We start from the raw sequence: 1,047 nt of genomic DNA on the forward strand, positions 1-1,047 counted from the left end.
AATCAGTCCACTCACCCTCGCTGAAGCCGTGGAAACGCATATGCAAAAACACCAAATTCGCGATGTCTTCAATCACGGCCTTCGGATACTTCAGCTTCCGCAACCGCTTCCGCGTCATTTTCGCGCCGACCACCTCGTGGTGATGGAAACTCACCCCACCGCCCGGCTTTTTCGCGCGCGTGGCTGGCTTGCCGATGTCATGGAGCAACGCCGCCCAACGCAGCACCAGATCCGGCGAATGCTCGTCATCCTCGAGATCAATTGCCTGCTGCAACACGGTCAACGAGTGCTTGTACACATCTTTGTGTTGCAGGTGCTCGTCTGGTTCCATCGCCAGCGCGGGGATCTCCGGCAGAATGTGCTCGGCCAATCCTGTCTCCACCAGCACTTCGATGCCAGCCACCGGGTTGGCCCCCGCCATCAGCTTGTCTAGTTCCACCTGCACGCGCTCGGCAGTAATACGCTTAATCTCACCGGCCATGTCCCGCATCGCCGCGCGCACCCGGTCGGCAATGCGCAGTTCCAACTGGGACACAAACCGCGCAGCACGCAACATGCGCAGCGGATCATCGCGGAAAGAAATCTCCGGGGAATCCGGCGTGTCCAACACCCCAGCGACCATGTCGGCGAAACCACCCACCGGGTCATGGAACCGGCCAGTGATCACGTTCGGGTCGTCGTCGGCAAGAGTTAATTCCACGGCCATGGCATTGACCTTGAAATCGCGGCGGATCAGATCACCATCGAGGGTGTCACCAAACTCCACGACGGGATTACGGGAATCACCATCGTAGGCATCGGAACGAAACGTCGTCAGCTCAATCTGTTCGCCCTTTTTCACAGCAGAAACCGTGCCAAACGCGATGCCGGTGTCCCAGACGGTCTCAGCCCACTCATCCAAGATTGGCTTCACAACCTCCGGGCGGGCATCGGTAGTGAAATCGAGATCATGGCCCAGACGTGACAGCATGGCATCGCGGACCGAACCGCCAACCAAAAACAGCTGATAACCGGCAGCATCAAAACGCTGCACCAATCCTGCTAAGA

At 58.5% G+C, this 1,047-nt stretch carries 1 protein-coding gene; it reads right to left on the reverse strand.

Features of this window, described 5'->3' with window-relative positions:
• A partial coding sequence (locus BKN05_RS12500; protein ID WP_286688786.1) for a CCA tRNA nucleotidyltransferase occupies positions 1–1,047 on the reverse strand: 1,047 nt, incomplete at both ends.

Origin of the sequence: Corynebacterium sp. S5S1, assembly GCF_001913985.1 — a bacterium.
Lineage (GTDB): Bacteria > Actinomycetota > Actinomycetes > Mycobacteriales > Mycobacteriaceae > Corynebacterium > Corynebacterium marquesiae.